23 protein-coding genes are annotated in these 18,768 nt (G+C 69.2%); 7 read left to right on the top strand and 16 right to left on the bottom strand.

Going from position 1 to position 18,768, the window contains the following annotated elements:
* Positions 1–88: 88 nt before the first annotated feature.
* The 9 genes from ACILRF_RS07455 to ACILRF_RS07415 form a co-directional block, all read right to left on the bottom strand.
* Positions 89–334 carry a hypothetical protein gene (locus ACILRF_RS07455; protein ID WP_395671654.1) on the bottom strand — a complete coding sequence of 82 codons (246 nt, stop codon included), beginning with the start codon at positions 332–334 and terminating at the stop codon, positions 89–91.
* Positions 328–951, bottom strand: a complete 624-nt coding sequence (locus ACILRF_RS07450) for a hypothetical protein (RefSeq protein WP_395671653.1) — start codon at positions 949–951, stop codon at positions 328–330. The genes ACILRF_RS07455 and ACILRF_RS07450 overlap by 7 nt, the downstream gene beginning before the upstream one ends.
* Positions 952–1,029: 78 nt before the next feature.
* The gene (locus ACILRF_RS07445) at positions 1,030–1,239 is read right to left on the bottom strand and encodes a hypothetical protein (RefSeq protein ID WP_395671652.1); all 210 of its coding nucleotides are present in this window, start codon (positions 1,237–1,239) and stop codon (positions 1,030–1,032) included.
* A 71-nt stretch (positions 1,240–1,310) separates the two neighbouring features.
* The gene (locus ACILRF_RS07440; RefSeq protein ID WP_395671651.1) at positions 1,311–2,486 is read right to left on the bottom strand and encodes a P22 phage major capsid protein family protein; all 1,176 of its coding nucleotides are present in this window, start codon (positions 2,484–2,486) and stop codon (positions 1,311–1,313) included.
* Between the two features lie 222 nt (positions 2,487–2,708).
* On the bottom strand, positions 2,709–3,176 hold the full coding sequence (locus tag ACILRF_RS07435; protein WP_395671650.1) for a hypothetical protein: 468 nt from the start codon (positions 3,174–3,176) through the stop codon (positions 2,709–2,711).
* A complete protein-coding gene (locus tag ACILRF_RS07430; RefSeq protein ID WP_395671649.1) occupies positions 3,173–3,397 on the bottom strand; it encodes a hypothetical protein in 225 nt (74 codons plus the stop codon). Before ACILRF_RS07430 ends, ACILRF_RS07435 begins: the two co-directional genes overlap by 4 nt.
* Before the next feature lie 56 nt (positions 3,398–3,453).
* Complete coding sequence (locus ACILRF_RS07425; RefSeq protein ID WP_395671648.1) at positions 3,454–3,942, bottom strand: hypothetical protein; 489 nt, start codon at positions 3,940–3,942, stop codon at positions 3,454–3,456.
* Complete coding sequence (locus tag ACILRF_RS07420; RefSeq protein ID WP_395671647.1) at positions 3,942–4,808, bottom strand: hypothetical protein; 867 nt, start codon at positions 4,806–4,808, stop codon at positions 3,942–3,944. Before ACILRF_RS07420 ends, ACILRF_RS07425 begins: the two co-directional genes overlap by 1 nt.
* Before the next feature lie 54 nt (positions 4,809–4,862).
* Positions 4,863–5,324 (bottom strand): hypothetical protein, encoded by a 462-nt coding sequence (locus ACILRF_RS07415; protein ID WP_395671646.1) that lies wholly within the window; start codon positions 5,322–5,324, stop codon positions 4,863–4,865.
* A 124-nt stretch (positions 5,325–5,448) separates the two neighbouring features.
* On the opposite strand from ACILRF_RS07415, the gene ACILRF_RS07410 reads away from it, so the two are divergent.
* Both ACILRF_RS07410 and ACILRF_RS07405 read left to right on the top strand, forming a co-directional pair.
* Positions 5,449–6,012, top strand: coding sequence for a hypothetical protein (locus tag ACILRF_RS07410; protein ID WP_395671645.1), 564 nt, complete (start codon positions 5,449–5,451; stop codon positions 6,010–6,012).
* 76 nt (positions 6,013–6,088) lie between these two features.
* A complete protein-coding gene (locus ACILRF_RS07405; RefSeq protein WP_395671644.1) occupies positions 6,089–6,595 on the top strand; it encodes a DUF1993 family protein in 507 nt (168 codons plus the stop codon).
* 12 nt (positions 6,596–6,607) lie between these two features.
* On the opposite strand, the gene ACILRF_RS07400 is transcribed toward ACILRF_RS07405, so the two are convergent.
* Positions 6,608–6,757: a hypothetical protein gene (locus ACILRF_RS07400; protein WP_395671643.1), complete on the bottom strand. Its 150-nt coding sequence runs from the start codon at positions 6,755–6,757 to the stop codon at positions 6,608–6,610.
* 147 nt (positions 6,758–6,904) lie between these two features.
* Here ACILRF_RS07400 and ACILRF_RS07395 point away from each other — a divergent pair, with 147 nt between their 5' ends.
* The 3 genes from ACILRF_RS07395 to ACILRF_RS07385 all read left to right on the top strand — a co-directional run bounded on the left by ACILRF_RS07395 (position 6,905) and on the right by ACILRF_RS07385 (position 9,086).
* Positions 6,905–7,717 carry a hypothetical protein gene (locus ACILRF_RS07395; RefSeq protein WP_395671642.1) on the top strand — a complete coding sequence of 271 codons (813 nt, stop codon included), beginning with the start codon at positions 6,905–6,907 and terminating at the stop codon, positions 7,715–7,717.
* A 447-nt stretch (positions 7,718–8,164) separates the two neighbouring features.
* Entirely contained in the window at positions 8,165–8,782 is a 618-nt protein-coding gene (locus ACILRF_RS07390) for a hypothetical protein (RefSeq protein WP_395671641.1), read from the top strand.
* Positions 8,783–8,906: 124 nt separating this feature from the next.
* Complete coding sequence (locus ACILRF_RS07385; RefSeq protein ID WP_395671640.1) at positions 8,907–9,086, top strand: hypothetical protein; 180 nt, start codon at positions 8,907–8,909, stop codon at positions 9,084–9,086.
* Here ACILRF_RS07385 and ACILRF_RS07380 read toward each other — a convergent pair.
* A complete protein-coding gene (locus ACILRF_RS07380; RefSeq protein WP_395671639.1) occupies positions 9,052–10,959 on the bottom strand; it encodes a portal protein in 1,908 nt (635 codons plus the stop codon). The two genes, ACILRF_RS07385 and ACILRF_RS07380, sit on opposite strands and share 35 nt — an antisense overlap.
* A 395-nt stretch (positions 10,960–11,354) precedes the next feature.
* On the opposite strand from ACILRF_RS07380, the gene ACILRF_RS07375 reads away from it, so the two are divergent.
* Positions 11,355–11,837 (top strand): hypothetical protein, encoded by a 483-nt coding sequence (locus ACILRF_RS07375; RefSeq protein WP_395671638.1) that lies wholly within the window; start codon positions 11,355–11,357, stop codon positions 11,835–11,837.
* 36 nt (positions 11,838–11,873) lie between these two features.
* On the opposite strand, the gene ACILRF_RS07370 is transcribed toward ACILRF_RS07375, so the two are convergent.
* Together ACILRF_RS07370 and ACILRF_RS07365 are read right to left on the bottom strand one after the other, a co-directional pair.
* Positions 11,874–12,110 carry a hypothetical protein gene (locus ACILRF_RS07370; RefSeq protein WP_395671637.1) on the bottom strand — a complete coding sequence of 79 codons (237 nt, stop codon included), beginning with the start codon at positions 12,108–12,110 and terminating at the stop codon, positions 11,874–11,876.
* A 97-nt stretch (positions 12,111–12,207) separates the two neighbouring features.
* The gene (locus tag ACILRF_RS07365) at positions 12,208–12,453 is read right to left on the bottom strand and encodes a hypothetical protein (RefSeq protein ID WP_395671636.1); all 246 of its coding nucleotides are present in this window, start codon (positions 12,451–12,453) and stop codon (positions 12,208–12,210) included.
* A 112-nt stretch (positions 12,454–12,565) separates the two neighbouring features.
* Between ACILRF_RS07365 and ACILRF_RS07360 the strand changes: the two genes are divergently transcribed.
* The gene (locus tag ACILRF_RS07360; protein ID WP_395671635.1) at positions 12,566–13,033 is read left to right on the top strand and encodes a c-type cytochrome; all 468 of its coding nucleotides are present in this window, start codon (positions 12,566–12,568) and stop codon (positions 13,031–13,033) included.
* Positions 13,034–13,230: 197 nt separating this feature from the next.
* On the opposite strand, the gene ACILRF_RS07355 is transcribed toward ACILRF_RS07360, so the two are convergent.
* From ACILRF_RS07355 to ACILRF_RS07345, 3 genes are all read right to left on the bottom strand, one after another.
* On the bottom strand, positions 13,231–16,473 hold the full coding sequence (locus ACILRF_RS07355) for an efflux RND transporter permease subunit (RefSeq protein WP_395671634.1): 3,243 nt from the start codon (positions 16,471–16,473) through the stop codon (positions 13,231–13,233).
* Entirely contained in the window at positions 16,473–17,645 is a 1,173-nt protein-coding gene (locus ACILRF_RS07350) for an efflux RND transporter periplasmic adaptor subunit (RefSeq protein ID WP_395671633.1), read from the bottom strand. Before ACILRF_RS07350 ends, ACILRF_RS07355 begins: the two co-directional genes overlap by 1 nt.
* Positions 17,646–17,795: 150 nt before the next feature.
* Positions 17,796–18,768: FGGY family carbohydrate kinase (locus tag ACILRF_RS07345; protein WP_395671632.1), on the bottom strand; the 973-nt coding region annotated here is incomplete at its 5' end.

Raw genomic sequence — 18,768 nt, 5'->3', positions numbered from 1 at the left:
ACGGCGTTCAGCTTGTCGCCCCACAGGTTGATGTTTTCGCCCGTGAACTGCAGCTCGAAGCGCAGCGAGGGGGACCAGGAGGAAGGCATCAGACGATCACGGCTCCCGTGTCTTGGCGGATCCAGTGAACCCCGTTGGAGATGGCGAGCACGTCCAGGTCGGCGACCAGGACCAGGCTGTTCGGATAGGCGGCCGGCGGCGGCAGGTCGGCCTGGGCCGCGGCGAACAGCGCCTGCGGCCGGCCGGGCGCCTGCACCTCGCGCAGGGCCTCGTGGAAGGATTTCAGGGTGGCGCGCACGGCCTCGGGCGTGCCGGGTCCGGGCGGGATCAGCATGGCGAGCCCAGCACCTGGGCGAGTTCCGTTGACAGGGTCACGCCCGCACGGCTGCGCGCGTCGAGCTGGTTCAGCTCGTCGATCGCCCGCTCGAGCCGAAGCTCGTAGGAGGCCGCCAGTTCCCCGTCGCGCAGATAGGGCGCCGCCTCGCAGAGGGTGGCGAACAGATAGACGTCCGGCGCCTCCGCCAGCAGGGCGTTGACCGGCGCCGCCTCGGTCAGGCGGAACTTCGCCCGCATCCTCAGGGCCAGGTCATAAGCCCGGTCCGCCGGCCGGTCGAAGGCGACGTTGCCGCCGTCCACCGCCCACGCCGACGGCGGGCCGCGCAGCGACACCGCGGCCAACAGGGACGGCTCGACCTGGCGCAACGCCTCGCGGCCCTCGGGCCGGACGAGCCACAGCGCCAGCGGCTCGGCGAGGATCGCCGGCGCCGCCACGCTCCGCGCGCCGACGTTCAGCGTCAGGGCCGCCTCTGTTTCGCCGAGCCTCGCCCGCAGCACGCGGTTCAAGCGCGCCTCGGCCAGGGTCACGAACTCGGGGATCCGCGCAGTCAGGTCGGCCCGGACCAGCCAGTTCGCCGCCGCCGCGCACAGCTCGGCATAGGTGGTGATCGCCATAGCGAACCTCGCATGAAAAAGGCCGCTCGAGGCGGCCGGAAAGGGATGGGATTGTGAGCGCGGATCAGCCGCGCGGGCTCAGCCGGCGGGCGTCCGCTTGTCGAGGCTGCGCAGCCCCGCCACCACGCCTGACAGGCTGGCCGCGATGGCCAGCTTCTCGACGGTGACGAAGGGGACGAACACCCCCGCGCACACCGCCACCGTCGCCGCATAGATCGAGAACGGCCGCGCCGCTTGTTTGAAGATATCGAGAAGGCGCACGCCGGCGCCTGGCGCTATGGCCGCCATGAGGGTCTCCGGTGATCTGGAAGGGAAACGGGGCGGCCCTTCCGAACCGCCCCGAGCAGGCGCTTACGCCCTTAGTTGTTCGCCAGGCGGCAAGCCAGTTGCGGCCGCAGCGTCTTGTAGCCGTAGAGCACGTCCAGTCGGCACGGGAACTTGTCGCTGTTGATGTCGTACTGGCGCACGATCCGCATGCTGATCCCGTCGAAGGCCTCGCGCGCGGCGAAGTCGACGCCGCGCGGCATCACCATGTCGGCCGTGGCGAAGGCGAACGCGCCCTTCTGATAGGCCAGGCTGATGCCGTGCGTGGTCGAGGCCACACCCGCGAAAGTGATCGCCGCGCCGGCGGCCGGGGCGGCCGAGACGTTTTGGCCCGCGCCGCTCGTCACGATGGCCGGGCTGATCGTCCAACTCCCCGCCCCGCCGGCGGCGTCAGCAGTCACAACGAACGACTGCGGCTGGCCGGTCGACTGCTTGGTCTCCGGATGCACCCGGTTGACGCCGGCGATGGTGAAGACGTCCCCCTGCTTGATCGCGCCGGTGCCGGTGTTGATCGCCAGGCTGGCGCCGGTCTGGCCCGCGCCGTTGACCAGATAGCCCGCGCCCGCGCCGCGCAGGTGCGACGGCCACAGGGTGTTCTCCATGAAGTCGAAGCCGGCAGTGCGGCCCATATAGCCTTCGCGGTTCTGCTTGGTGATCGTCGCCTTGTCGTTGAACAGACCCTTCAGCGCGTCCACCAGGTCGACGTTGTCCTGGGTGTTCAGATTGCACGTCCGGCCGGCCAGCGGCGCCAGGTTGTCGACCAGGATCTTGCGGCCCTGCAGGATCTTGGCGAACGTCGCCGGCTGGCCGGCCGTGCCGACCTGGTTATAGACGTCCCGGTACATGCTCATGGCGTCGGCCTCGATATTGGCCGCCAGCACGCTCATCGCCGGCTCCAGCACGCGCTCGGAGAAGTCGTCCAGGTTCATGGTCAGATCGACCGAGGTGAAGTTCAGGTCGACGCCCTTCTGCGTCTGCACCTTCAGGTCCACGGCGCTCTCCGTGGTGTCCTGGGCGGCCAGCGCCGCGCCGGTCCGGACCGTGTACTGGTTGGGCAGGCGCACCTTCAGGGTGTCGCCGACCTTGGCGCCCTGCCGGGCGAAGCTGTCGTCGTATTCGCGCGTGATAGAGCCCACGAAGTTGAGCTTCTGGTGCAGCACGCGCAGCGCCTCCCGCGTCACCGCGGTGGCAGTCAGGATCGTATTCGGCATCTGATGTCCTTTGGAATAGTTTGAGGTTTTCGCCGCGCGAAAGCCCCCGAGGCGCGATGCGACGCGCGTGCTCAGGCGGCCGGCCTGGGCCGGCGGCGGTGATGATTTGGTTTCAGTTGGAAGAGCCGGCCCATATCCTCAGGCGCCGCTTCCGGAGGCGAGCCTCCGACGACGCCGAGACAGACCGGCGAAATGTCCAGCGAGGCTAAGAGCCCCGTCAGATCACGGCTCTGAGGTTTCGCTCCATCGGCCTTGGTCCCAGTCGATCCACGTCTCTCGCACGGCCAGCCGATCCGATCCTCCGACCGTCAGGCGCCAAACATTCGAGCCCAGTCCGCCCGAGACATAGTCGAGTGCACCCACCGCAAGTTGCCGTCCGGCGACGTCTTGAACCGTGAGAACGAAGGCGTTGTCGGAGCTTGGGATCTGCACCAGGAGATCGTCGCAGCGCCCCCGACAGATTTGCTCGACGCGGTTTCCTCGGCTATCGCGCGCTGTAATTCGCGCCACACCGTGGCTGGCGGCCTCCGCCCCCCGGGTCACCAACTCGACGGTGTATTCCGGCTGCCAAAGGTCACTGTTGATCGACAACCGGACCCAGCCTGCGATCAGGGCCGGCGGAATGAATCCGATCAGCAATCCGATGGCGAAGGCGCCGATGCGCCGCCGTTTCGGTGGCGCTTCGCTCACACGCTCACCTCGTCGCAAGCGTCCAGGCACCGTTGCTCGAGCCGGGCGCCGCCTCGATTGAAACTCTTGAAGCCCTCCAGTCGGCCCCCATCGGCGAATGGGCTTGGAGGCTGGCGTGTCGTACCGCCATGCATGATCAACCACGCGGCGACGACAGCCATCGCCAGACCGACGAGGATCCCGCCGGAAAACTTCAGGCCGCCGATGATGAAACCGCGCATCGATCCCTCAAGTTATTGACGGTAGTGCGAACATAAAGCGAACGAATGTCAAGCCTTCACTTGGCCGGGATGCGGCGCTGATAAGGGGCTTCATCGGGGATCTGACCGCCGGGGCTCGCTTGCAGGCGCCGCGCGTCCACCGGCCGGCCATCTCGCGCGGCCCAACGGCCTTCGGCGTTATTCCGCAGATCCATCAGACCTTCGGAAGGAGCTTGGCCGTGCCAATTTTCCCGAGCGTGTTCCCGAAGGAAAGGCGGAGCATAACGTTGCGCCCAAACCGGGACGCTGTTGTCGATCTCGTGGCTCACGCCGGCGAGATATGCGGTCAGCGGGTCGATCTCCGCCGCGAGCCGACGGGAAAGCTCGGCGTGGCGCATTGCATCACCGGCGTCATTGTGGCCTGCGAAACCGCGCATCCCAGCTTTGATCCGCTTGGCGGCTTCGTATTTGGCCGGCAGGTTCCACCATTGTTTTCCGGACCCCCGACGCGGCGCCCGCGCCACGGCCGCCTGCTCCCTGACGCTGAGCTTGTACGGATCCCCCATCACCGCCCCCGCGCCGTCTGGTCGTTGCGGCGGGCCATCCAGTCCTTGACCGCCAGCTCGTCGCGCACCCCGCCGCCGCCCGGCGCCGAGCCGGAGACGGTCAGCGCAGGCCGCAGCTCGCGGGCCCGCGCCACGCCCTCCTGCCGGCCCGCCTCGTCGGCGCGCCAGGCCTTGTGCAGCAGCTTCCACAACCGCGGGTCCGCCGCCTGCGCCAGCTCGTCCAGCGTGACCCCGAACGCCTGGGCGTAGTCGACCAGCTTGGCCGCCGTCTCCGGCGACCAGCCCTCGATCTCCTCGGCCAGCTTGCGGCCGGTCTCGGCCATCCGCCCCGCCGCCGCCCGGGCGGCGCGCAGTTCGTGCAGCTCGTCGGCCTGCGCCAGCGCCTGCGCCAGGTTCCGCCGCCCGGCGTTCAGCTCCTGGTACCGGCCGAACATCCGCCGCGCTTCCTGCGGGTCCTCGGCGGCGAACGCCTCCCAGTCCACCTGGCTCAGCTCCTGCAGATGCTCGTCCAGCACCGCCAGCTGCATCCGCTCGCGGCCCTCGCCGGCGCCGATACGCTGGGATTGGGCCCGCCCCTGCTCGGCCAGCGCCGCCCGCTCGGCCTCCAGCGCCCGCCGCTGCTCGGCCAGGTCCTGGGTCTTGCGGGTGTAGTCCGCCTGCCGCAGGAAGGCGCCCTTCAGCGCCGCCGGGATCTCATACACCTCGCCGTCCAGCTCGATCTGCAGCGTCTCCGCCGCCTCGCCGGCTTCCTCGTCGGGCGCCTCGCCCTCCGGTCCGGTCGCCTCCCATTCCGTGGTGTCCGGGCCGAGTTCCTCCGCGCGCACGAGGTCGCCCTCGCCCGCCATCATGGCGTCGTCGTTGTGCATGGCTGTCCTTGTTCTGAAATACGCCCCGCGATGCGGAGCCTTGCCTTCGCCGCGTCAGCGGCCCCTGTGACGCTGCGCGGCGTTGCGGGCGTCGTTGACGCGCTTGGTCTCTTCCATCCGGCGGTCGTTCTCTTTTTGCCAGTCTGCGAGGTCGTCGATGATTTCGACGCCAGCGTCGTAGAGCTGCCCCCCAGCCCAACTGCCCGCTGCGCTCCCAACCGCGCCCGTCAGTGGAGCCGCCGGCCCACCGCCCGCGGCGCCGATGACGCCGCCGATTATCCCTCCAGCCGCTTCAGCGGCCGGGCGCTTCCAGTCGTCCGCCGTAAGGATGTTCGCGGCATCGAGCACCAAGCCTGGCCCATAGCGCGCAACCTTCAGAACTCTGATTACCTTCGGCGCGTGCTTCTTCGCCCGCTCCATACCGACGCCAAGAATTCCCTGCTGGAAGTTCATCGCGCCAACAGCGAGTTGCTCGCTCGGGAACGCCTGACCCCGTTTTCGTTGGGCGTTGTCCATCTCTATTCCTCCCCTTCGAATAATATGATTGTGCTTTCTCATGTGGAGCGAGGAGCGAAAGGCGCGTTGGCGGCGAGCGGAGGCCTACGAGGGCGCGCTCGGCAGCCTCTCGCTGGCAACGGGCTTGACCTTAATCGGCGCCTGGACCTCCGACGCGGAGATGCTTGGGGGCGCAGGGCTGTTCGCAGCCATCGGCTTCATCTGGACGGCATGGCTCATTCTGGCGAAGGCCGACCGCAACCGTTTTACAACCGGCGACTTCTGGATCGCGGCCGCCTGGCTCATGCCTGGCGCGGCTCTGGTGCTATCGATGCCCTACGTCGCCGGGGCGCTGCTCACGCCCGCGGTCGGCCTGGCCTTCGCGTGCGTCCTGCCCGCGGTGACCTTCGGAGGCTTCTGGCTCGCCAGCGACCGTCAGCAGCTATCGCCCCGCGCCCGGACCCGCCTGCTTCGCGCAGCCAGCCTGATCGCCGTCGCCGTCGGGGTGATCGTGATCGCCGTCTCGGCCGCCTGGCTGACCGACCTCGGCCTCGTCGTCGCGCGTGAAGGCGCGATCGCGTTATGGCTCATCTTCGATGATCTCGCCGGCTTCGGCCTGACCCTGCTCGGCCTTGTCGCAGGCCCGTCGATGATCTGGCTGGGGTACCGGTTCGAGCGCCGCCTGCGTAACGGCCGGCGGACCCGCTGAGCGCCTTCCACGGATCGCGCTATAACGCCCGCCGACTCGCCCGCTCGCGCCCCTCACTCGCACCTAGGAAGCCACCATGTCCCTCACCCTGCACCAGGCCTCGGCCCCGGTCTTCGCCAAGGGCCTGAAGGGCCTGGCCACCGTGCTGCGCAAGGCCGCCGCCCACGCCGAGGCCAAGGGCTTCGACCCCGCCGCCCTGCTGCAGGCCCGGCTCTTTCCTGACATGTTCCCCCTGGTCCGCCAGGTGCAGATCTGCACCGACTTCGCCAAGGGCCCGATCGCCCGCCTGGCCGGCGAGGAGCCGCCCGCCTGGAACGACGACGAGACCACCTTCGAACAGTTGATCGCCCGGGTCGAGAAAGCCGCCGCCTTCGTCGCCGCCTTCGGGCCCGACCGCATCGACGGCGCCGAGGACCGCGACATCACCCTGGTCCGCCGCGGCGAGACCAGCGTCGTCAAGGGCCAGACCTACCTGCTCGAACAGGCGATCCCGAACTTCTATTTCCACCTGACGACCGCCTACGCGATCCTGCGTCACAACGGCGTCGAGGTCGGCAAGAAGGACTACCTCGGCCTGACCTGACCGCGCGCGGCGTCAGCGCCCATAGCGGCGGCGCAGGTCCGCCTCGCGCTGCTCGATGGCGCGGCGAGTGGCGTCGGTTTTCATCCGGTTTCGATCGCGCCAGTCGTCATACAGGTCCTCGGCCAGATCCTCGCCGGCGTCGAACAGCGTCTCGCCGATCATCGAGCCGCCTGCCGATCCAAACCCACGCGCGGTCATGTACAGCGATCAGCCCGCCCGCCACTTTCTCGGCGACGTAACCCGGAGCTTGACCGTTCATTCGCATTCTCCGGCTTGGATACGCCGCACGAACGCGGCAAGATGGAACACATGCGGAACAATCTGCCGCCATCGACGAGCAACCCGCTCGACCGGCCCCTCGACGTTCCGGTGACGCCTGTTCCAGGCACCGAGTATTCGACGGAATATCTGATGGTGGCGGGGGACGACGCGGCCAGTCTCGCAAGACCCTGCCGCCATCCTGACGAACCTCTGCCCCCCGGACGACACGACCACCTGGATGGCCCGAACACGCCGCACACCTTTGCGATGTTGATATTTGCGGGGGGCGGCTGGCTGTTTGAATTTCTCACGCCCGGCAAAGGCTGTGTTCAGGCTGGCTGCCTTTTCTGGTCGGCGTCGCTACCATTCAACTGTTTTCGGAACCTGGATCTGATCCACCGTCGTCGCCCTCCGGGGGACAGTCGGCGGAGCCAGGCGGTCATGCTCTGCGGGGCGGGCCCATGGCTGCTGTATGTGCCGTTCTGGGATACCCTGACGACCCGAGAGGCCCTGATGATGGCATTGCCGCTTCTCGTCAGCGGCAACCTCGGTTCGTTCTGGCTCGCTCGCGACAGTTGGCGCCCACGCCCGCCCCGCTTCTGGATCGCCTTTTCCTATGCCGCCGCTGTCGTCAGCGGCGCGGCCGCGGTCTGCGGCCCGATCCTCGTCTGGCGATCCTGGTGGGCCATCTCTCTGTGGGACTACGACCCGGCGGTGATGCTCATGGCCGCGCCGGGCCTGCTCCTGACCGCCGCCGGCGTCCTCGGCGTCCGCCGCTTCCTGCGCAACGCCGCATCCCAGCGCGCGGAGAGCGCGCAGCGCCCCACCACCGCGCCGGTCAGCGCCCGTAGCGCCGGTTGACGTCGTCCACCAGCCAATAGGGCGCCATCATCCGGCCGGCGTCGGCTTCGCGCGCCGTCATCCAGGCCTGCGTCGAGCCCGCCCCTCGCCGCAACATCTCCCCGACCGTCTCCGGGTTGTCCTAGACATAGAGGGCCAGTTTCTCGGCGCCGGCCGACCCTGCCGCGGCCCCAGCCGGCGAGGCCACCACCGCGAGCGGGCCCGTGGCAGCGCCTGCCATTCCGCCTCCGATGCCACCGAGAACGCCCGCCGCCGCGCCCAGAGCGGCCCGCTTTTTGTCCTCTGCCAGCGCGATGCGACCAAGCGAGTATGCCGTGCTACCCACCCATGGAACGCTGCGAAGTATTGCTTTCCCCGGTGTGGTCATTCCCGGCGGCTCTTGGACGCTCGCTCATCGGTCAACCCTTTCGGATTGCGGAGGCGCTGCCTCGGCGTAAGATGGAACTTATGAAGAACAAAGAGGGCGAACAGATCGCGCAGGCTTTGGACCTCAGCGCGGCACAGACCACCTCTCCCCTCGACCGCCCCATCGGCGCGCCCATCCGTCCGATCCCTGGGCTCGATCGCGATGTGGAGGCCGAGGTCAACCAGCGGGTCTGGGGTCTCCGCCCAACAGAATTTCCTTCGCCGAAGGCCGGCGGTCCTTACATAACCGTAGCAGAACTCGAGGCCCGTGAAGTCTACGCAAGAGGGTCATTCCGCAATGAACTGACGGAAGACACTAAGTTCCTTTATCTCTTGTACTTCTGGACGCCAGGGTTCTGGTTACTGAGATTTTTCAAAGATTACAGCGGCTTCGAGATGTTTTCGATGTCCTTGTGGCTGTTGATCTTGCTGATCCTCACGCCCTTCACGCTCTGGCGGGTTGTCGGCCTTCGTCCCGGCCTGGTGAAGCGCTCCGGCGCCCGCCTCGCTCTTGCCTGGCTGCTGCAGATCCCCCTGATCTCTGCAGCCTTCGACGGGGTCGCGCTGCAGATCGTCCTGCCCTTCTCATATGGCGGCGGCCTAATCCTCCTGCGGTCGGCGCGGAAGATTCCCCGCGCGGCCCCGCCCCCATCGCCCTGAGCCGGTTGGTCTCGGCGGCGAAGGCGTCGTCCGCCATGCTCCATTTTGAATCTGCACGCCGTTGACCCTATGGCGGATCTCCGCCCGAAACCCGGTGGGCGATGTGAAGCGCGCGGGGAGGTGGTTGGCGGGCGTCTGGCTGCTGCTGCTGCTGCTGAAATTCCCGGCGAATTATGCCCTGGATAGCTTCGGACTTGCAGGCGCGATCATCGCTCATGTGCTCGTGTTCGTCCTCTATGCCGGCGGGCTCTACCTGCTCTACCGCGCGCTTACGGTTCCGCCGGCCGCGAAGCCATCGCCCTGAGCCGGTTGGTCTCGGCTTCGAAGGCGTCGATCTGCAGCTTGCGGGCCTCGTGGGCCTTGTCCTGTTTCAGCGCCGCGATCTCGGCCTTCGCCGCCTCCAGCGCCTGGGCCAGCTTGCCCATCTGCGCCTTCGCCGCCTCGACTTCCGGAGGTACGGGCCCGCCCCCAAGACCTTGAGCCCGCGCCTGCGGCGGCAACAGGGCCGAAAGCCGCCCGGCGATCTCCTCGGCCCCCGGCCAGTCGAGGTTGCGCGCTAACAGGTCGCCGATCACCGGCGCGGCCGGCGGATAGGCGCGGATCAGCTCGATCATCTGCGTCGAGGCCTCCTCCCGGCGGCTGGTGAACGAAGGGCCGGCCCGCACCGTCAGGTCGTACTTGCCCGCCGTCAGGTCATAGATCCGGCCGATCTTCTTGAGCTGCTCGCCGGCTTGCCCACCCGGAGCCGTCCCGACGCTGCGCGCCTGCCCGTCCGGCCCTAGGATCCGCACCACCCTGGGCGTCGCATAGACCTTCGGAATCAGGTCCAGGATGATCCGCCCCCCGTGCCGGATCGCGCGGCTGAGGTTGTCGATGTAGTGGAAGGTCGAGGTGTCGCCCTCCCGCTGCCGCGCCATGATCGCCCGGCCGCTGGTCTCGTTCGACCGCGCCCCCAGGCTGGCGTCGTGCAGGCCCATGATCGACTTCATGTCGTCGGCCGCATTGGCCGCCTCGTGCAGCGCCCCGGCCGGCGGCCCGGCGAACGGCTGGCGCATCGGCGGCTCGGGCCCGTCGTATTCGATATAGGCATGGGTCTCGGTGTTGGCGCTCGCCCACTTGGCTGAGTCCGACTGGAACGCCCCCTTGCGGCCGATGAACGGCGCCTTCGGGGCCAGGGCGACCAGCTCGGTCGACACCGTCCGCCAGTAGTTGAACATCCGCTGCGGGTCCTTGGCGTCGCGCACCAGCCCGCGCAGCCGCCGCCGGCCGTCGACCATCAGCTCCTCGCCATAGACCGGCACGATCGGGATGTACCTGCCGGCCCAGTCGATGGTCTCCAGCACTTCGGCGCCGGAGATGATCCGCTGCACGACCTTGTGGCTGGCCACCTGCCGCGGCCGGCCGACGACGCTCACGCCCAGGGCGTCGTACATCGCCTTCTGCGCCTTGTAGGCCCCCTCCTCGAGCATCTGCCCGTCAGACAGCGCCAGGATCGTCTTGGTCGCCCGCTCGCGCCGCCAGTATTCGGCGACCATCACCCGCTCGCCCTCCAGCCAGGGCGCGCCCAGCCGGGCGTAGGCGTCCGCCGACCAGTCGACGGCCTGAGCCCCCTTCCACCTCGCCTCGAACGCCGCCTTCGGCATCCCGTCGACGACGAAGGCGGTGTTCCAGTCGCCGCTGTCGGCCGCCGTCGAGTTGGGGTCGCCATAGATCGAGAACGGGTTGGCCACCCGCTCGACCGCGATGTCCTGGTCGAAGCCGTCGTCGGTGGCATAGCGGGTGTTGATGCGGAAATATCCGAGCCCGCCGGTCACCGCGAAATCCAGCGCCGTGTCATAGGCGACCTCGGCGTCCGAGCTCTGCTCGATGTGGCGGATCAGGCCGTTGAACACCTCGGCGGTGTCGCGATCGGCGCCGCTGTCCACCGGATGCACCGCGATCGCCGGCTTGTTCTGCCGCGCGTCGTTGACCACCTGGCGAATGAAGGCCGGCAGCCGGTTGATGGTCAGGCACGGCCGCCCTTCCAGTTCCCGCGCCCGCTTCACCGCCTGCGGCCACTGCTCGCCCAGCCGGGCGAACCGCAGGTCGTCCAGCGCCTCGCGCCGGTTCTCGGCCTCCGCGTCGGCGGCCAGGTCGAAGGCCTCGCGGGCCTCGCGGATCAGTTCGTCGTCGGACACGAAGGTACGCCCCATAGGCTATCGCCCCGCACGGCGGCCGAGCGGGGTGGGTCAGGTGATGAGCGGCGCGGGGCCGCGGGTATCAGCGAGTCAGAAAGTTAGGCCCGGGGGCCAATCAGTTCGCCGGGCTCGCGGTCTGCCCAGCTCGCGACGGCTCAGCGCAGGTCGAGCACCTTCCAAGCGACGTCGGAGCAGACGCGGCGGCGTCCTTTTTACCGCGCCCGGCTTCCCTGGGCGCAGTTCTTGACGCTGACCAAATCCTATCGAAAACGTGCCCGATGGTCAAGAACAAATTGCGAACATTGTCCGCGCCGTTAACCGTGCCCCCTTAAGAATTCATTGACTGTATAGCCAAGCTCTGGCCCCTTCCGCGCCGAGGGAAGGGGCAAAACGGTATGGATTCCAGGCTGCTGGGTCTGGCTGCGCTTGCGGCTGCGGCCGGCGTGGCGGGCGTGGCGCACGCCGCCGGCGCCTTTGCGCCTGCGCCTGTTCCTAAGACCGAGGTGGGCTTCATCCGCACCGCCGACCGCCTTTGGGCCGGCAGCATGTCGACACTGGAGGCCTGTGTCCGCTCCCGCGCCCGGCCGCGCCTCGTGGCCCTCTTCCTGCCGCGCCAGCCCCACGCCCTGCGCGAGCGGCGCGGCGAGCTGATCGGCGAATTCCTGACCCCGGCGCCCGTCGCGCCCGCCGTGTTCGACCGCGCCCGGTCCTGCGCCACCCTCGCCGGCGCGGCGGCGACCACGCCGGCCATGCTGGCTGGCGGCGCGCCGGGCCTCGCCAAGTTCCAGGCTGCCTTCTCGACCTGCATGGCCGAGCACCAGGCGAGTCAGTATGTGGGCTCGATGACCCTGTGGATCGACAACCAATGCGTCTGGTAACGCGGGCCTGAGGCCGCCGGTGACCGAACCGCTGCCCTAGAGTTGCAGGTCGTCCCGGTCCCGCTCGACCAGCGGCCGGCGCTCCGGCGGCGGGCCCAGAGTCGCCCCCGCCTCCCTCAGCGCCTTGACCCGCTTCCGGTCGAACTCCGGCGCGTACTCGACCTCTTCCCAGGTCAGGTACGGCCGCCAGAGAATGAGATCGTAGGCCGCCGACAGGCTGACGCCCGGCAAGGTCGCGAGCTCTTCCGCCGAGGCGGTGTTCAGGTCAGGCATGGCGGAAGTCCCTCGGCTATCTCGATCCCGGGCTTACCGGGCAACGTGAGCTCAACGACCCGCGTTCCGCCAAGCTCGCGTGTAACAGCAGATGTGATCAGCCGGCGGCCTGTTCGATCTCGTCCAGCATCGCCGCGACGTCGTAGCCCGCCTCGCGCATCGCCGCCTCGCCCTCCTCCAGGCCCGACCGCGCCAACCCGTCCCGCAGGGCCTGGAACCCGGCCGGGTCGGACAGGGCCAGCTGGGCCAGCAGGGCCCGCAGCAGCACGTCGTGGGCCACCAGGCTGCGCTGCGTGTCGGCGAGCTGCGCCTCCAGCGCCAGAATCCGTCCGCCTGCGTCCATGCTCTCTCTCCTCGTCCCGCCATCAAGGCCAGCCCAGGCGCGAGTTCAAGTCGCCCTCGCCGCCGGCTTCAGGCAAACAGCGTCGGCATCGCTGTCTACAGGAGACCCCGTCTTGCGCGCGCTCGCCCTTTGCCTGGCCATGTCCCTCGCCGCCTGCGGATCGCCGCAGCCGTCGGCGCGGAAGTCGAACCCCCACGATGCGGCCCGGCTCGCCGCCCTGCCCGCCCCATACAACCAGGGCGATCTGGCGAACGGCCGCGAGAGCTTCACCCCCTGCCGCACCTGCCACACCCTGGCGCCTGGCGGCGCGGACCGCACCGGCCCGAACCTGCACGGCGTCGTCGACCGCGCCGCGGCCGCCAAGCCGGGCTTCCGCTACTCCAGCGCCCTGCGCCAGGCCGGCCTCGTCTGGACGCCGGACCGCCTGGACGCCTTCCTCGCGTCCCCGCGCAGCCTGGCGCCGGGCACCCGCATGTCCTTTCCCGGCGTCGTCAACGAGACTGACCGCCGCGACCTCATCGCCTATCTGATGGTCGAGACCGGATACGCCCCGCCGGCGCTATCCGCAGGCTCCGATTGATCTAAGCAACCTTGACGCGTGTTTCCGACGGGGTCATCGTGTCCGGGTCGGCCAGCCCCTACGCCGACATTCCTTGCTGGCGCTCCGTCGCTGGCGACGCCGCGGACGACGTTCCCTCCCGACCGCAAGGCGCTCTGGCCTTCCCTCCGAGGGGAAGGCCATTTTTTAGGGGCGCACCCCGCCGCCGTCCAACCGCCTCACTCGGCGGCGTTGGCGACGCTGGCCTTCTCGGCTTCCTCGAACTCTTCGATCCGCCGCGCCGTCGCCATCGGCGACTTCGTGAACTTGGCCAGGAGGTTATAGAACACCGGCACCATGAACAGCGTGACGAGGGTGGCGAAGATCGCCCCGAAGAAGATCGTCACGCCGATCGTCTTTCGCGATTCACCGCCGGCCCCGCCCCAGATGATCAGTGGGATCGCGCCCGCCGCCGCCGAGATCGAGGTCATGATGATCGGCCGCAGACGCAGGGTGGCGCTCTCGATCACCGCGTCGCGGATGGTCCGTCCCTCGTCCCGCAGTTGGTTCGCGAACTCGACGATCAGAATGCCGTTCTTGGCGGCGATGCCGACCAGGATGATCAGGCCGATCTGGCTGTAGGTGTTGATCGAGCTGTCGGCGATCAGCAGGCCGAACAGCCCGCCCAGCGCCGCCACCGGCACCGTCAGCATGATCACGCTCGGGTGGATCCAGCTCTCGAACTGCGCCGCCAGCACCAGGAACACCAGCAGCAGCGCCATGCCGAAGGCGATGCCGACCGCGCCGGAGGATTCCAGATAGTCCCGCGCGCCGCCGCCCCAACGAATGCCGCCGCCGCCCGGGTGCTTGGCCGCCTCGGCCTCGAAGAAGGCGATCGCCTCGCCCATCGAATAGCCGGGGTTCAGCTGCGCCCCGAGGGTGATGGAGCGGAGCCGGTCGGTCCGCGCCCGATCCGGGGTATCGCCGCGCACCCGCGTCGTCACCAGCGCCGACAGCGGCACCGTCTCGCCGGAGTTGGCCCGGACATAGATGTTCCGCAGGTCGGCCTCGGTCTGCCGCCGTGACCGGTCGGTCTGCAGCAGCACGTCATATTCCTGGCCGCCCTTGATGTAGGTCGTCACCCGCCGCTGGCCGAACATGGTCTCCAGCGCCCGGCCGACCGCCTGCACCGAGACGCCCAGCGTCGCCGCCTTGTCGCGATCGATGTCGACCAGCACGCGCGGGCTGGTCGGCTCATAGTCGATGCGTGGCCGCGCCAGGCCGGGGTTGGCCTCCGCCGCCGCCAGGATCGGCCGGATCCATCGCTCGATCTCGGCATAGTCGTTGCCGGTGGCGATCATCTGGATGTTCGACCCGCCGCCGCCGCCGCCGCCCGGGCCGCCGCGCTGCAGCCCGCCTTCCGGCGAGATCAGCACCCGTACGGCGGTCACCTTGGCCAGTTCCTTGTTCAGGCGGGCGGCCAGCTCCTGGGTGGTCACCTCGCCTTTCTGGGGCAGGATGAGGTTGCCGCCGGAGTTGTTGAACGAGCCGGCCCCGCCGAACCGCGGCGCCACCAGCACGTAACGCTCGATCAGGCCTTCCTTCTGGTAGCGGGCCAGGATCTGCTCGACCTGCCGCGTAGCCGCCAGGGTGTAGTCGAAGCCCGCGCCCTCCGGCCCCTGCAGGCCGATCTGCGCCCGCCGCCGGTCTTCCTGCGGCGTCAGCTCCTTGGGCAGCACGGTGAACAGGCCGAAGGCGCACAGGCCCAGCACCAGCACCAGCGCCGAGGCCGCCACCGACACCGTGCGGTTGCCGAGCATGCCGTCGAGGGATGTGCGGTAGGACCGCTTCAGCCGCCCCATCGCCGCGTCGACGCGCTGAGCGATCCAGCCTTCGCCGTGGCCGGTGCGCAGCAGCTTCGAGGCCAGCATCGGCGACAGCGACAGGGCCAGCAGCGCCGAGAACGCCACCGCGCCGGCCACCGCCACCGCCAGTTCGACGAACAGCCGGCCGGTGAAGCCCGGCATGAACATCAGCGGCGCGAACACCGAGATCAGCACGATGGTGGTCGCCACGACGGCGAAGAACACCTGCCGCGCGCCGCGCTGCGCCGCCACGATCGGCGGCTCGCCCTCCTCGTCGATCCGTCGCTGGATGTTCTCGACGACCACGATGGCGTCGTCGACCACCAGCCCGATGGCCAGAACGAGAGCCAGCAACGTCAGAAGGTTGATCGAGAAGCCCAGCGGGGCCAGCACGATGAAGGTCGACAGGATGCAGATCGGCGCCACCAGGGTCGGGATCACCGCCGCCCGCCAGGTGCCCAGGAAGACGAAGTTCACCAGCGCCACGCAGACCAGCGAGATGGCCATGGTGATCCACACCTCGTCGATCGCGTGACGGGTGAACTCGGTATAGTCGACGGCGACCTCCAGCTTGGTGCCCTTGGGCAGGCTGCTGTTGATCTGCGCGATCTCGCGGCGCACGCCGTCGGAGATCTCCAGGTCGTTGGCGATGCTCTGGCGGAACACGCCCATGCCGACCATCTCGACGCCGTTCGAGCGGAAGCTGCGGCGATGGTCGTCCGGCCCTTCCTCGACGCGGGCGATGTCGCCCAGCCGCGTGACATAGGCCTGCCCGCTTGAGGCGCCGTTCACGTCGCGCAGAGCGCCCTGCGCCGCTCCGGCCCCGGCCGCCACGCCGCCCAGGGTCGCCGACGCCTGGCTGGTGGTGGTGGCCCGCGCCGGCACGATCGGCATGCGGGCGAACTGCTCGGCAGTGGCGTAGCCCCGCGCCACCCGGATCGTGAAGTCCTTGGTCGGCGCCTCGAGCGAGCCCGCCGGCAGCTCGAGGTTCTGGGTGTTCAGCGCCGTCTCGACATCCTCGGCGGTGACGCCGCGGGCCGCCATGGCGTCCGGGTCCAGCCAGATGCGCATCGAATAGAACTGCGTGCCGCCGGCCCCGACGTTGGCGACGCCCGGTACGGTCGACAGGCGCTCGATCAGGTAGCGCTGCGCATAGTCCGACAGCTGCAGCCGGTTCAGCGTCGTCGACGTGAACGCCAGGAACATGATCGGCGTCGAGTCGGCGTTGGCCTTCTGCACCTGCGGCGGGTCGGCCTGCTCGGGCAGCTGGTTGGCGACCCGGCTGACCCGGTCGCGCACGTCGTTGGCGGCCTCGTCGAGGTCGCGGTCCAGCTTGAACGAGATGTTGATCCGCGACGAGCCGTCGCGCGAGGCCGAGGTGATGCGGTCGATGCCCTCGATGCCGGCGATCTGCCGCTCGATGGTCTCGGTGATCCGCTCCTCGATGACTTCGGCCGAGGCGCCGCGATAATTGGTGGCGATAGAGACCTGCGGCGGGTCGACGCTCGGCAGCTCGCGCACGGTCAGCGACTGGAACGACGCCAGGCCGACCACGCAAAGGATGATCGCGGCGACCGCCGCGAACACCGGGCGGCGGACCGAAAGGTCGGAGAGCATCATGCCGGGGTTCGCGGCGTCGCCGGCCGCGCTCCGTTCGCCTCGCGGGCCGCGCCGGCGACCACCACCGGCTGCCCAGGCTGGATCTTGTTCAGGCCGTCGGCGACCAGCCGGTCGCTTGGGCTCACGCCATCACGAATCTCGACGAAGCCCTGCTGGCGCACGCCGGTGACCACCGGCCGCTGCTCGGCGACCGTGCGCGAGCCGTTCTGGCGCACGACGTAAACGAAGGCGTTGTCGCCCTGGACGATGACCGCCGACTCCGGAACGCCCAGCCCCTGGCGCTGCCCGCGCGAGATGCTGACCCGCACCAGCATGCCCGGCTTCAGCCGCCGGCCAGGGTTCGGGAATTCGGCCCGCGCGGTGATCGCCCGCGTCCGCTCGTCCACCCGCGTGTCGAGACGCGAGATGCGGCCGACGATGGTTTCACCCGGAAACGCGTCGACGCTGGCGAACAGCGCCTGCCCTTCCGACAGCTGGCCGAGATAGCGTTCCGGCACCTGGAAATCGACGCGCACGGCCGACAGATCGTCGAGGGTGACGATCGGCGCGCCCGGGTTGACCAGCGCCCCGGGAGCGACGTCCGACAGGCCGACGACGCCGGCGAACGGCGCCCGGATCATCCGGTCGGCTTCCCGCGCCCTGGCGGCGTTCAGGTCGGCCTGCGCGGTCCGATAGGCCGCCTCATACTGGTCGATCGCCGCCCTGGAGGCGAAGCCCTTCTCGCCGAGCTGGGCATACCGTTCATAGGCCCGGCGCGCCTGCACGACGCGCGCTTCCGCCTGGGCGATGCCGGCGCTCTGCTCGGCGGCGCGCAGCTCCACCAGGACCGCGCCGCGCGGCACCGACTGGCCGTCCGAGAACCGCACCCGCTCGACGAGCTGCGTCGTCGCGGCGGTCAGCGTCACCGACTGGCGGCCCTTGGCGACGCCCAGCACTTCAATGGTCTCGGCGAAGGCCCGCGGCTGGGCGGAGATCAACGTCACCTGGGTCTGGCCAAAGCCACCGCCGCCACCCTTGCCGCCGGGCATCTTGCCCTTGGCCACCGCGCCGCCGCCGGGCGCGCCCTGCGCCCCGGCGTCGCCCTTCATGCCCAGCACCTTCAGGCCGCCGAACACCACCATGACAGCCAACACAACCAGGGCTGCGACGAGAAAGAAGTGGCGCCTCAACAAAACCTGGGTGCTCCATCCCGGAAAAATAGCGGTGGTCTCTTATCGGCTCGCCATACACTTCGTCGAGTGACAGAAGGATGGCTCTGCATTTCCACGCTGCAATAGCGCGTGAAAACGCCTCTAACTCTTCAATTTTTTTAATGTCGCTCAGGTCCGAACGCGAGCGACCGCGTCCAGCCAGCGTGCATATGACGCTTCGCGCGCACCGTCTGCAATCACAGATGAGAATCCGTCTGTAGCCGGTCGACTTGCCGCCGCCGCCTTGACCGACTCGTAGACCCCGGCCCCGAGTCCGGCAAACAGCGCCGCCCCCAGGGCCGTGGTCTCCTGGTAGGTCGCCCGGCAGACCTTCAGGCCGGTCAGATCGGCGAGCCGCTGGCTGAACCACCGGCTGCGCGACATGCCGCCGTCGATCCGCAGCTCCACCCCGTTGGCGAACGCTCCCGGCGCATCGGCGCGCATCGCTTCGACGAGGTCGCGGGTCTGCAACGCGCTGGCGTCCAGCGCCGCCTCTGCGATCTCGGCCAGTCCGGTGTCCCGCGTCAGGCCGAACAACGCACCCCGTGCCCCGGCGTCCCACCACGGCGCGCCGAGCCCGGTGAAGGCCGGGACCATGATCACGCCATGGCCGGGTCGCGCGCCCATCGCCAGGGCTTCGACCGCCTGCGGCCCGCCGGACACCGCCAGCCCCTGCTCCACCCACTGGATCGCCGCCCCGGCGATGAAGATCGCCCCCTCGAGCGCATAGCTCGTCCGCCCCGCGACCCGCGCCGCCACCGTCGTCAGCAGCCGGGCGCGCGACACCGGCGCGGTCTCGCCGGTGTTGACCAGCAGGAAGCAGCCGGTGCCATAGGTGGCCTTCATCTCGCCGGGCCGCACGCAACCCTGACCCATCAGGGCGGCCTGCTGGTCTCCGGCCACGCCGCGGATCGGGATCGCCCGCCCCAGCAACTCCGGCTCGGTCTCGCCAAAGTCGGCCGCGCAGTCCTTGACCTGCGGCATCAGGCTCAGCGGCACGCCGAGCATGTCGGCCATCGCCCCCGACCACGTCCCCGCCCGGATGTCGTAGAGCAGCGTGCGCGAGGCGTTTGTGGCGTCGGTCGCATGGACCTCTCCGCCG

The organism is Phenylobacterium sp. (assembly GCF_044236515.1).
Lineage (GTDB): Bacteria > Pseudomonadota > Alphaproteobacteria > Caulobacterales > Caulobacteraceae > Phenylobacterium.
The sequence above is the reverse complement of the archived record's forward strand: the minus strand, read 5'-3'. Positions and strand labels throughout refer to the sequence as shown.